Consider the following 12,355-nt stretch of genomic DNA (forward strand, 5'->3'; position numbering starts at 1 on the left):
CGGGACGGAAGACCGAAGACGGAAGACGGAAGTAGGCGAAAATTATAATGAATTACCATTTCCGGAAGCATTTTGTACGATCAAAAAACATAAGACCCAGATATGAACAGCTTAATTTAAGAATCAAGGATTTGTTATTGGTTGCTTTTTCAACCGCTAATCGACTTGTATTGGATGGAGATAAAATCAAACTTACCAAAACATTGGTATCCACCACAAATCTGAAATCAGCCGGCATTCAAAATTTCATTAAGCTCTGCCTCTGTTAATCCATTCGCTTGAGCTTCGTTTCTGATTTCATCAACAAATAACCAAAAATCATTATTCCCTTTTTCTAAGCTTGCCTTAAGCAATTGGTCAATTTTTTTTGCAAGCAATTTTTTCTTTTCCAAGGAAATTCTATCCCATTTTTCAGCAGTTTTTTTATCTACTTCAATGACAATTTTTCCCATAATTTGATAAGTTTTCAACAATATACAAATAATTGAATTTGAGTGAAAATAGTTCTTTTCATCGGATCAAGATCTTCCATTACTCAAAACGATCGGATCTTGCTTCAATAAAAAGACCAAAGATTGGTACAGGCCGCTATCATAATCCTTTAGCCTTTGGGGATTTTCAAAAAACGATTCCAACGCCACTGCAAAAAACTCATGGGGATTGTTGGCCGCCGAATCCCTAAATATGGAGTCTTCCCCGTCCATAATTCTCTGGATTTCATTTTTGGCCAAAACCGAAAAATCCATCCATCTCTTGGGGTTAAAAAAATTACTCTGCCCGTTGTAATGGATTTGATTTTCTAGCTTCAGTGCATGTGCCATTTCATGTATCCCAAGGTTGATGCCGTCTGCCCCATCTTCCATTCCCTTCACAAAATTTTTCCATGAAATCACAATGATTCCGAGCCTCGGATTGACTTCTCCTTGGTGGTATTGCAGGTTGATGGTAGAATAGTAATTATCACCGTAAACGAGGATCTTTTTGAAATGCTTCAAGTTCACATCTCGAAAGCCAAAAGAAATCATGACTGCCGTGGCACCGATCAGCAGTTCCATTTCCCGGGTCACCATTTCTATTCCTCTTGGGACAAATTTTTTAATGGCTAGAAAATAAACTAGCCGCTTCTCAAAGTCTAGTTTATGTTTTGGATTAAGTTGGCGGTAATAGGCAAAAAACTTTTCCAAAATATCAACATCTTCCTTCGTCAACTTGAGCATTCCAAGCCGGATTTTGGCTTTTTGGAAAAGGTAAAAAAACAGACTGTATCGCATGTGGGTGGGTGAAATTGAACTTACGCTATCCCGATAAAAATATAAAAAGAAAACCGAAGTTCAACTCAATGAACTTCGGTTTTCTTACTTCTTTTAAATACTGAATTTATTTTGCGTAGTTCACAGCCCTCATTTCACGGATAACCGTGATTTTAATCTGACCGGGATATTGCATTTCTTTTTCGATTTTTTGGGAAATGTCAAAAGAAAGCTTGCTTGCAGTCTGATCGTCCACATTGTCAGCATCTACAAGAACGCGGAGCTCACGTCCGGCCTGCATAGCAAAGCATTTGTTGACCCCATCAAAAGCCAGCGCAAGTTCTTCTAATTCCTTCAGACGCTTGATGTAGCTGTCCATGATTTCCCTTCTTGCACCCGGTCTGGAACCAGAGATGGCATCTGAGGCCTGCACTATTGGAGAGATCATCGAGGTCATCTCAATCTCGTCGTGGTGGGCACCGATGGCATTGATGACTTCAGGATGCTCCTTGTACTTTTTAGCAAGCTCCATACCTAGGATGGCATGTGGCAATTCCGCTTCTTCAGGATATACTTTCCCAATATCATGAAGCAGACCTGCTCTTTTTGCAAGCTTGGCATTCAATCCCATTTCGGCAGCCATGGTAGCACAAAGTTTAGCCACTTCTCTTGAATGCTGCAATAAGTTCTGTCCATAGGAAGAGCGGAATCTCATCCTTCCGACCATTCGGATCAGTTCTGGATGAAGTCCATGGATACCAAGATCGATACAGGTTCTTTCGCCGATCTCAACGATTTCTTCCTCGATATTTTTCTCTGTCTTCGCAACAACTTCCTCGATCCTTGCCGGGTGGATTCTACCGTCCTGCACCAATCTGTGGAGAGACAACCTCGCCACTTCTCTTCTTACAGGATCAAAACCCGATATGATGATCGCTTCAGGCGTATCATCCACAATGATTTCCACTCCGGTAGCAGCTTCTAAGGCCCGGATATTTCTTCCTTCCCTGCCAATGATTTTACCTTTGACATCATCTGATTCAATGTTGAATACAGAGACGCAGTTTTCGATCGCATGCTCTGTAGCTGTTCTTTGAATGGTGTCAAGAACGATTTTTTTGGCTTGCTTGGTAGCTGTCAATTTGGCCTGGTCCAGGATATCCTTGATATGGGAAGAGGCTTTTGTGTTGGCTTCATCCTTGAGCATTTCGACCAATTGGTCTTTGGCTTCATCTCTGGTAAGACCGGCGATTTTTTCCAAATCGGAAATACGCTGACTTGTAACTTTGTCAAGTTCATCCTTCTTTACCTGAACAGAATGTAACTGTGCAGAAAGGTTTTCTTTCTTGCTGTCAAGTTCCGCTTCTTTTCTTTTGATTTGCTCCAGTTCTTTGGCTAAAACCTGTTCCCTTTGCTTGATCTTGTTTTCATTGGTGATGATGAGGGCTTTCTTCTTGTTGGCATCTTCTTCAAACTCCAGTTTCAATTTCAGGTATTTCTCTTTGGCCTCAAGCATCCGCTCTTTTTTGATGGCTTCAGCGTTGATTTCTGCTTCGCGAATAAGGCTCTTGGCCTTTTCTTTGGCTTGTTCTTCGAGTTTTTTACTGTTGTTTTTTACAAAAAGACCGGCTGCAACTGCGCCAAGCCCTAGGCCTAAAATGCCTGCAATGATGATGTATAATGATGATTCCATAGGTGTTTTGGATAGATATATATTACCTACCGGAAAAAAGAAAAACCTTCAAAAATGAGAGTGGAATTGGTATTACAAAAGGGAATTCAGTTGCTCATTGATCCTGTCGATACTTGATTTAATCAATTCACTGTCATCAGTATTGATCATATTCTGTTCCATGGATTCAACCATTGAATCAAAAGCCACCATTGCCAACAGGTCCTGACGGTCATCCAACCCAAATTCTTCCCTGTATCTTTTTATTTTATCATTAATCAATTTACCTGCATGTCTGATTTTGGCTTCGTCTTCTGTCTTCACCTTCATGGGATATTCGCGATCCCCGATTTTTAACCTTATAGAAAGTGTTTCCATATCACTCAGACAAATAGGCAATTATATTATCGATTTCCTTTATGTAATTATTGATTTTTTCTCTCAATTCAGCAGATTCCATTTCCTCTACCGGTATGCTGTTTACAAGTTTAGCTATTTTTATTTGATTTTTAAAATCCTCCAATGCCTGCTCTTTCTCTTCGAGTTTGGAACGTAGCAAAAACGACTCTTCTCTCAAAGCCTTATTGTCGTGTTCAAGTTGCTGAAGTTTACGGCTTACCTGTGTGGCTAGCTTCTCTGTGCGCTGAAGTTCTTCGTGAATCATATTTTATTTCCTGATAAATGCCCCCACTTCTTTTTCAAAACTTTCAATCAATCGGGACATCGCTTTGTCAATCACTTTGTCTGTAAGGGTCTGTTCATTGTCCTGAAGGTAAAAACTCAAGGCATAGGCTTTTTTCCCAGACTCGATTTTATCTCCCTGATAGACATCAAAGACGCCAACTTTCTGCAAAAGACTTCCCCCGGCTTTGTTGGCTACTTTTTTGATCTGGTCAAAAGTGACTTTTTTATCAATCACCAAGGACAAGTCCCTTCTAACTTCCGGGAATTTGGAAATTTCGCCGTACTTTTTCAAGCCTTTCGATTTTTTTGTTATCAATTCCCAATTCAGGTCCGCAAAAAAGACCTCCTGCCTGACCTCAGCCAACTTGCCGATTTCTTCCTGAACCAAACCTATTTTTCCTAATTCCTTTGTTCCGAGATTGATTTGGAGGGCGTAGTCAAAAGGCGCTTCATGGACAATCTGAACCTCCGAATTGTCGATGCCCATTTTTTCCAAAATCAATTCAACAACAGCATAGATATCCGGGAAGGACACAGACTTGGAAGGTGCCAGCCAACTTTCAGCTGCCCTGTCTCCGGTCAGGTATAATGCCAATCTCTTTTCTTCCCGATAACCTGATTCTTCTTTGAAATAAACAGTGCCGAATTCAAATAATTTCAGGTCTTTCTGCCTTCGGTTAATATTGTGGGACAAAACCTCCAATCCAGAAAACAGCAATGACTGTCTCATCACGCCTAGATCCTCACTGAGTTTGTTTAGGATTTCAACATTCTTGTTTGCTTCCAAAAAGCCGGATTTTTCAGCATAAACAGGTTTGGTCAGCGAATTGGTGATGATCTCAAAATAGCCCAATCCGGATAAAATTTCGCTGAGCCTGTATTGCAGCTTGTTCAGGTCCTTTGCAGGATGTTCGGCAAGGTAATCCGCTTTCAGATTCTCGGACAAAGGAACATTGTCAAATCCATGGATTCGCAAGATCTCTTCGATGACATCCGCTTCTCTCGTCACATCTACCCTGTACGGCTTTACCGAAACTGTGAATCCGGTCTCTGATTCTGAAAGTATCTTGATGTCAAGATTTTCCAAAGTGGTTTTGATCTCTTCCTTAGCGAGTTCTTTTCCTATCAATCTCTTGATATTGGCATAAGTCAGTTCAATAAAAAGATCAGAAACAGGATGTGGATAAAGGTCTATGATATCCGAAGAGATTTCTCCTCCGGCTATTTCTTTGATGAGCATTGCTGCTCTTTTCAACGCATACACAGGCATATTAGGATCTGTCCCTCTTTCAAAACGGAAAGAAGCGTCTGTCTTCAACCCATGAAACTGACTTCCTTTGCGGATAATGTCAGGAGAGAAATACGCAGACTCCAAGAAAATAGTGGTAGTAGAATCAGATACACCGGATCCTTTTCCTCCAAAAACCCCGGCGATGCAAAGACCTCCCTTTTGATCACAGATCATCAGTTCTTCGCCGCAAAGCTTTCTTTCCTTGTCATCCAAGGTGACAAAAGAAGTCTCTTTCGGTAATTTTTTTACAATGATTTTTCCATCTTCAATTTTATCTGCGTCAAAAGCGTGAAGCGGCTGACCCAAATCATGAAGGATAAAGTTGGTAATATCTACGATATTATTGATCGGCTCGAGATCCAAAGTCCTGAGGTAATTCTGAAGCCAATTGGGAGAAGATCCCACGTGGATATTGGAAATCGTCAATCCGGAATATCTGGGGCAATCTATGGCGCTTTCTACTTCCACAGGAATTGACCTTTTGTTATTGTCAATCTTGAATTGATCGACAGAAGGAAGGCAGATTTCTCTTTTCAACAAAGCTTTCAAATCCCTCGCCACACCAAGATGGGAAGCGGCGTCTGCTCTGTTGGGAGTCAGCCCAATTTCCAAAACATGGTCACTGACTACTTCGAAATATTGTGTAGCAGGAGTTCCGTTTGGCAAATCCGTGTCCAACACCATGATTCCGGCATGGCTGTGACCGATGCCGATCTCATCTTCTGCACAGATCATTCCCTGGGAAACTTCCCCACGGATTTTTGCTTTTTTGATTTCCAAAGGTTCACCTGACACAGGATACAATACTGAACCTTCCTTTGCTACCACTACTTTCTGTCCTTTGGCGACATTGGGAGCTCCGCAAACAATGGGGACAATCTCTCCTCCTACGTCAACCGTGGTTACACTCAGTTTGTCTGCATTAGGATGTCTCTCACAGGTCAATACTTCACCGATCACTACACCTTCCAATCCTCCCCGGATGGATTCAAAACGCCCGATTCCTTCCACCTCCAACCCTGATCCTGTCAAGAGCGATGCGATTTCTTTGGGTGATTGGTCTAAAGCAATAAAATCCTTTAATCTATTGATGGAAATTTTCATGAATGCACGGTTATTTCAGAACAAGGCACAAATTTAAGAGAATTGGTGGAGGTGGGAAGGTAATGAATGAAAAATGTCAAATGATAAATGAACAAAGCCTTTTGGGAAAATTGACTTATGAACTTTACATCTAATTATACTTCACTCTTTCTTATAATCTTTTTCACCTACCGGAATCGGGATTTGCATAATATTTTCCTTGGGAGGTAGTGGACAGGCAAAATCCGGATTATAGGCACAATATGGGTTGTAGGCCAAATTGAAGTCAATGGTAATGCTGGTTTTCCCATCTTGGCGGAGATTGATATATCTTCCACCTCCATAGGTATCTTCTCCACTTGTTTCGTCAGCAAAGGCAAGGAAAAAGTTGCGCTTGTCCGCTTCTTTCATGGACTGGAGCAAAAGCAATTTTTGCGGTTTGCCATTTAAGTCAAATTCGGCAAAGGAATGTTTGAGATACTTCTCCACCGATCCGTCTGTCATAGGAAGCTCAACCATCTTTTTTTCTTCCAATTCCACCATTTTTGCCCTTACCTTATAGCTTGGATCAATGGTATAAAAATCAAGTTCTTTGAAGGCTTTTTTCTGCTCTTCAGTTAAAGGCGAGTCGATATTGAATTTGATAAATTTGTATTGCCTTTCACGTTCTTTTTCTATTTTCTCCAAATACACCTCGGGACTATCAGTTCCGGTCATGGTATAGACCACGGCAAGGGCAATAACTATCAATACACCAACAATTAAAATATTTTTTGACTTCATACTTTACAATATACCTTCATCTGCGAAGCTAAAATAGGCAACATCTGTGAAAATCACATGGTCAATCACCTGCACTTCGAGATTTTCACCCACATGCTTGAGTTTATCTGTCAAAATCCTGTCCTGATCTGATGGCCTCAGGTTCCCTGAGGGATGATTATGTACCAGTATAATCGAACATGCCAATGAATCCAAAGCATATTTGAAAATAATCTTGGGATCTGCCACAGTACCGTTTGTGCCACCGGAACTTATCAATTGTTTCTTGATCAGAATATTACTCCTATTCAGCAGCAATACATAGAAATGCTCAACAGTTTCGTCCATAAGCTCACGCCCCATCAGGTTAAAGACATCTTTGGAACCGTTTATTTTTATTTTTTTTGGCTGATCGGTGATCTGTTTTCGTCTTCTTCCCAATTCCAATGCGCTGACGATGGAAATGGCTTTTGCTTCCCCTATCCCCTTAAATTTTTTGAGGTCCGGAATACTCATCTTTGCCAACTCTCCCAAGTCATTGTTGACTGAAGAAAGAATATGTTTGGAAAGGTCAACAGCACTGAGTGACCTGGTACCCGAACCTATCAGGATGGCGATCAATTCCGCATCTGAAAGTGCAGATTTGCCTTTGAGAAGAAGTTTTTCTCTTGGCCTGTCCTCTTCTGCCAAAGCAGAAATTTTTATGGAATATTGATAGTCTTTCATAAACAGATTTTAAAAAGAAATTTTTCCTTTGCTGGAAAATTATCCTGTTTTTAAAAGTACATAATGCCAAAAAACAATGAAAGACCGAGTGGCTTCCAAGGGGCATATTAAACGTTTAATTTTTTTCTTCAAAAAAACATGGAAACAAAAAAAGCCTTGGTGGAGTCACCAAGGCTGATTTTATCAAAAATTTCTTTTGTTAGGCTAGTGCGTTGACAAACTTGGTCAATTTTGACTTTCTGTTGGCAGCGTTGTTTTTATGAATGATATTCTTTTTTGCAAGTTTATCGATCATAGAGGTAACTGTTTTCAAAAGCTCTTGCGCTTCCACTTTATCAGTCGCAGACTTCAATCTCTTGATGAAAGTTCTTGTAGTCTTGTGCTGATATCTGTTTCTCAAACGCTTGGCTTCGTTTGCACGGATTCTTTTTAATGCCGATTTGTGATTTGCCATATCCTTATTTACTTAATTTCTGTTAATACACCCTACCCTAAACGGAGTGCAAATGTAATTGATTAATTTTGAAACACAAAAGGATTTCCGAACTAAACCTCGTAAAGCCCAGAAATCTGTTAGATTTTTCAGATTCCGCCGTTAGGTTGCAAAGGTAATACAATTTCATTTTACAGAAATGGAAATTATGATTATTTTTAGGAATGCGTAAATTTTTGATCCTGAGCTTGATTTTCATTTTTTCCATTCCTGAACTTGGGGCTTGGGGGTTCTTTGCCCACCGAAAGATCAACAGATTGGCTGTTTTTTCTCTTCCACCTGAAATGATCGGCTTTTTCAAAAGCAACATAGATTTCATTACCGAAAATGCTATTAACCCGGACAGAAGGCGATATGCGGTCTTAGGGGAAGCAGAAAAGCACTTTTTGGATGCGGACGCTTACGGGGACAGTGCCGTGTATACCCTTCCAAGGTATTGGAATCAGGCTTTAGAAGAATTTACTGAAGAAGAATTGCGTGCCCATGGCATCGGACCGTGGAATGCCTACCATACCAAAATCCAACTGACAGAGGCTTTCAAAAGAAAAGATACCAAAGCCATTCTGAGGCTTTCGGCCGATCTTGGACACTACATTGCGGACATCAATGTCCCTTTGCATACGACCAAAAACTACAACGGGCAGTTGACAAACCAATATGGAATCCATGCTTTTTGGGAAAGTAGGGTTCCTGAATTGCTCTCAGATGATTTTGATTTTTTTGTGGGAAAAGCCGAATACTTGGAAAAACCGCAACTTGAAGCTTGGGACGCAATTATCGTGGCGCATCTGGCTTTGGATTCTGTATTGAATTTTGAGAAAACCCTGACAGAAAGCTTTTCTGAGGACAAAAAATACAGCTACGACGAAAGGGGCGGCATCAGCACCAAAGTCTATTCAAGGGATTTCACCGTTGCCTATAACAATCTACTTTCAGGACAAGTAGAAAGGCAGATGCGCCGGTCAGTTAAAATGATCTCTGATTTTTGGTACACGGCCTGGATTGACGCCGGTCAGCCCGATCTGAATTCATTACTGAAAAACCCAATTGACTTGGAGGAAGAAAAAATCGAAAACCCAAAATCACTCAAAGTCCGTGACCACGAGGGTATGGCAAGCAGTGAAAATCCCGAGGAATTGAGAAAAGCCTTCTTCAGAAGTATGTGGAGGCCTTAAAAAATTGATATTGATAGATATTAGATATGATGGATATTATTTTGGTAGTGTGAAAACTTGAGTTACTAGAGGTATGGGAGATAAAGGTAGCTCTTGCACATTGAGTATTTAAACCAATTCCTTTTTGGAAGAATTGAGGTAAAAGCGGATGGCTTCCCCCAATCTTTCGAAAGTCTGACGAAAAACAGATTCATCTTCTTCCAATAGAGTTACTCTAAAACCTCTCAGATCAGAACAGAACGAACTGATAGGGACCACACAGATATTGGCAGATGCCAAAAGATAGTATACAAATCGCTTATCCAAAGGCATATTTTCCTCCTTTAGCCAGCCGTCCAACAAGTCCTGTAGCTTTGGATTATTGATAGGCAAAAACTGCTTTTCGTCCAAAAAAGTCTCATCAAATACCACAGTGTTGTAAAATGCGCCTTTTGTCGGATTGAATTTGATTCCGGGAATTTTCCCCAATATCTCTTCCATGATGCGGCTTCTTCTGCCGATTTTTTCATTGGCTTCCTGCCTGTATTCAAAATATGCAGGATGACTCATGATCTTGGGAATAGAAAGCTGTGGAAGTATTGTCGAACACACTTCTATCATTTTTGCATTTTCCAAAGTCTGACAAAACTTTGCGAATTCCTTGGAAGCATTTCTGTTGTAAAATTCCATCCATCCGCATCTCGAACCCGGCCAAGGAAATTCCTTTGAAATTCCTTTTAGTGAAATTCCCGGCAAATCCCCGATTACTTCCGAGAGTGCTACGGCTTTCACGCCATTATAGGTGATATTCTGGTAGATTTCATCTGCAATCAACAGCAATTTGAATTCCTTGGCAATTTTGACAAAACCTTCCAAAACCTCTTTAGGATAAACCATTCCTGTAGGATTGTCAGGATTGATGATCAAAATCCCAACGATGAAAGGATTGTATTTGACCTTGTTATATAGGTCCTCCATGTCCGGAAGCCATTGGTTATTGGGATCCAAAGTATAGGTAATGGGTGCTGTATTGGCATGCGCCGCTTCCGCCGAACTATGTGTGCTGTAGGCTGGTGAAGGCCCGATGATTCTTGCTGTTGGAATGAGAAACTGGTAGACCTTAGCTATCGCGTCCCCAAGTCCGTTAAAAAATAAAATATCTTCAGCTGTGATCTGGGATCCTCCTTTTTGGTTGTTTAATCCTGCCAAAAACTTTCTCGTTTCTAGAACACCTTTGGAATCTGCATACCCATACGTGCTGTCTTGGCTTACAAGGTCAGACACTATTTCTTTCATCCAAGAGGGGACGATATTGTGTTTTTGGATAGGATCACCGATATTTTCCCATGTGATCTCATAACCCAAAGCTTCTACCTGACGGGCTTTTTTGACTATACCCCTGATTTCATAATTCAATTCTTCGGCTCCCGGCCTCAATAACAATGTCCTCATCATGCTGGTTTTTGGAAATCGAAAACAAATAAACAAAAAACGAAATGAATGATTGCGGATTCAATAAAAAAGATACAACCTGATTGGAGTATTGCAAAAAAATCCATCTTGAATTTATACTGTCAGTTAAATCAAATTATTAAGACAAAAGGTGTTATTAGATTAACTTACCCTTACTCTGTTACAAGAAATGAAAGAATTTACCCTTATTCTGTTACAGAATAAATGAAAATTGCCTTTACTTTGTTACAATAAAACAAATATTTTACCCTTACTTTGTGTCATAATCCGATAAATATGAGCTTCAATAGGCAGATATTCAAACATTTAGAATATTGGAAAAATAACAAGCAAAGAAAACCCTTGATCATTCGCGGTGCAAGGCAGGTTGGGAAGACCACTTTGGTAAAAGATTTCGCAAAAACCTACCCAAATTCAATACTTCTAAATCTTGAAAAACAAGTAGATAAATCTTTTTTTGAAGATTTAAACGATGTAAAAAGTATCCAAGAAGCTCTTTTTCTAAGCAACAATATCAATGCTGCAAACTTAGGAAAGACACTTCTATTTTTGGATGAAATTCAGGAGTCTCCTAAAGCCATCCAATTACTCAGGTATTTTTATGAAGAAATGCCTGAACTCCATGTCATTGCAGCAGGATCTTTATTGGAGTTTGCCATGAAAGAAGTAAAAAGCTTTCCTGTTGGAAGGGTGGAATTCCTCTACCTTAATCCCATGAACTTTCCGGAATATCTTGAAGCGCTCGGTCATTCCACCGCTTTGGAACAATTTCACCAAGTTCCAATTAAGCCCTTTGCCCATAAAGTTTTGATGGAGCTATTTCATCGATATGCAATTATTGGAGGAATGCCTGAGATAATCAAAACCGAAATCCAAAAAACAAATCTTGCCAGTTTACCACAAATTTACGAAAGCATTTGGGGAACCTATAAAAACGATGTTGAGAAATATACTTCCAATGATACTGAGAGAAAGATCATTAAACATATCATGGATTTTGCGCCTTTGGCAATGGATCAAAGGGTGAAATTTCAAGGTTTTGGAAATTCTACTTATAAATCAAGGGAAGTTGGTGAATGCTTCAGAATATTGGAAGATGCTAGATTATTGAGGCTGATTTATCCTACAACAGATGTGGTTCCACCGATTCAGTATGATGTCAAAAAATCACCCAGAATCCAAATTTTGGATACCGGCCTTACCAACTACACAATTGGCATTCAAAGCCAGCTTCTAGGAATGGATGATTTAAGCAGTGCCTACAAAGGCGCCTTGGTTCCGCATTTGGTAACTCAGGAATTGATATCAATTCAATCCATTTCAGATAAAAAACCAAACTTCTGGGTGCGCGAAAAGAATCAATCGAGTGCCGAAGTAGATCTGGTTTTTACCCACAAAAATAAAGTTATTCCTATTGAGATTAAGTCAGGTCCCACAGGATCACTGAGGTCTTTGCACCAATTTATCGAGGCGAGCAACCATCCATTCGCTGTCAGGATTTATGGAGGAGAATTCAAAATCGAGGAAACCAAAACCCCCGGAGGCAAACCATATTATTTGATGAATCTACCATACTATTTGGGAACTAGGATTAAAGAATTTATTGAGTGGTTTGTTCAAAGAAATGGTTAAAGAATCAAAAGCTTGTATTTTGAATACAAGCTTTATATAAATAACTCATATTCAGTATTTTAATCAAATAAAAACCTGACTCGGAGTAAAATCATGCCATAAAAAAACCTCCAACCCGCTATCTCAGGTTGGAGG

General features: G+C 40.0%; 12 protein-coding genes. 2 read left to right on the forward strand and 10 right to left on the reverse strand.

Features of this window, described 5'->3' with window-relative positions; all coding sequences use genetic code 11:
- Positions 1-227: 227 nt before the first annotated feature.
- From MMU05_RS18345 to rpsT, 9 genes are all read right to left on the reverse strand, one after another.
- Positions 228-452: a hypothetical protein gene (locus MMU05_RS18345; protein WP_241143133.1), complete on the reverse strand. Its 225-nt coding sequence runs from the start codon at positions 450-452 to the stop codon at positions 228-230.
- 66 nt (positions 453-518) lie between these two features.
- The gene (locus MMU05_RS18350) at positions 519-1,217 is read right to left on the reverse strand and encodes a zinc-dependent peptidase (protein WP_241143134.1); all 699 of its coding nucleotides are present in this window, start codon (positions 1,215-1,217) and stop codon (positions 519-521) included.
- A gap of 160 nt (positions 1,218-1,377) precedes the next feature.
- The gene (gene rny, locus MMU05_RS18355; RefSeq protein WP_113925630.1) at positions 1,378-2,943 is read right to left on the reverse strand and encodes a ribonuclease Y; all 1,566 of its coding nucleotides are present in this window, start codon (positions 2,941-2,943) and stop codon (positions 1,378-1,380) included.
- A gap of 72 nt (positions 2,944-3,015) precedes the next feature.
- Positions 3,016-3,300, reverse strand: coding sequence for a cell division protein ZapA (locus MMU05_RS18360; protein WP_113925631.1), 285 nt, complete (start codon positions 3,298-3,300; stop codon positions 3,016-3,018).
- 1 nt (position 3,301) lies between these two features.
- Positions 3,302-3,586: a hypothetical protein gene (locus MMU05_RS18365; protein ID WP_241143135.1), complete on the reverse strand. Its 285-nt coding sequence runs from the start codon at positions 3,584-3,586 to the stop codon at positions 3,302-3,304.
- Between the two features lie 3 nt (positions 3,587-3,589).
- A complete protein-coding gene (gene pheT, locus MMU05_RS18370) occupies positions 3,590-6,001 on the reverse strand; it encodes a phenylalanine--tRNA ligase subunit beta (protein WP_241143136.1) in 2,412 nt (803 codons plus the stop codon).
- 141 nt (positions 6,002-6,142) lie between these two features.
- Positions 6,143-6,763: a DUF1684 domain-containing protein gene (locus MMU05_RS18375; RefSeq protein WP_241143137.1), complete on the reverse strand. Its 621-nt coding sequence runs from the start codon at positions 6,761-6,763 to the stop codon at positions 6,143-6,145.
- A gap of 3 nt (positions 6,764-6,766) precedes the next feature.
- Complete coding sequence (gene radC, locus MMU05_RS18380; RefSeq protein WP_241143138.1) at positions 6,767-7,468, reverse strand: RadC family protein; 702 nt, start codon at positions 7,466-7,468, stop codon at positions 6,767-6,769.
- 199 nt (positions 7,469-7,667) lie between these two features.
- Positions 7,668-7,922 carry a 30S ribosomal protein S20 gene (rpsT, locus tag MMU05_RS18385; RefSeq protein ID WP_241143139.1) on the reverse strand — a complete coding sequence of 85 codons (255 nt, stop codon included), beginning with the start codon at positions 7,920-7,922 and terminating at the stop codon, positions 7,668-7,670.
- A gap of 203 nt (positions 7,923-8,125) precedes the next feature.
- On the opposite strand from rpsT, the gene MMU05_RS18390 reads away from it, so the two are divergent.
- Positions 8,126-9,136 carry a zinc dependent phospholipase C family protein gene (locus MMU05_RS18390; RefSeq protein WP_241143140.1) on the forward strand — a complete coding sequence of 337 codons (1,011 nt, stop codon included), beginning with the start codon at positions 8,126-8,128 and terminating at the stop codon, positions 9,134-9,136.
- A gap of 108 nt (positions 9,137-9,244) precedes the next feature.
- Here MMU05_RS18390 and MMU05_RS18395 read toward each other — a convergent pair whose 3' ends face one another.
- Positions 9,245-10,567 carry a pyridoxal phosphate-dependent aminotransferase gene (locus MMU05_RS18395; RefSeq protein WP_241143157.1) on the reverse strand — a complete coding sequence of 441 codons (1,323 nt, stop codon included), beginning with the start codon at positions 10,565-10,567 and terminating at the stop codon, positions 9,245-9,247.
- Between the two features lie 297 nt (positions 10,568-10,864).
- Here MMU05_RS18395 and MMU05_RS18400 point away from each other — a divergent pair, with 297 nt between their 5' ends.
- Positions 10,865-12,220: an ATP-binding protein gene (locus tag MMU05_RS18400; protein WP_241143141.1), complete on the forward strand. Its 1,356-nt coding sequence runs from the start codon at positions 10,865-10,867 to the stop codon at positions 12,218-12,220.
- Positions 12,221-12,355: the final 135 nt, after the last annotated feature.

Origin of the sequence: Cognataquiflexum rubidum (genome assembly GCF_022538115.1) — a bacterium.
Taxonomy (GTDB): Bacteria; Bacteroidota; Bacteroidia; order Cytophagales; family Cyclobacteriaceae; genus Cognataquiflexum; species Cognataquiflexum rubidum.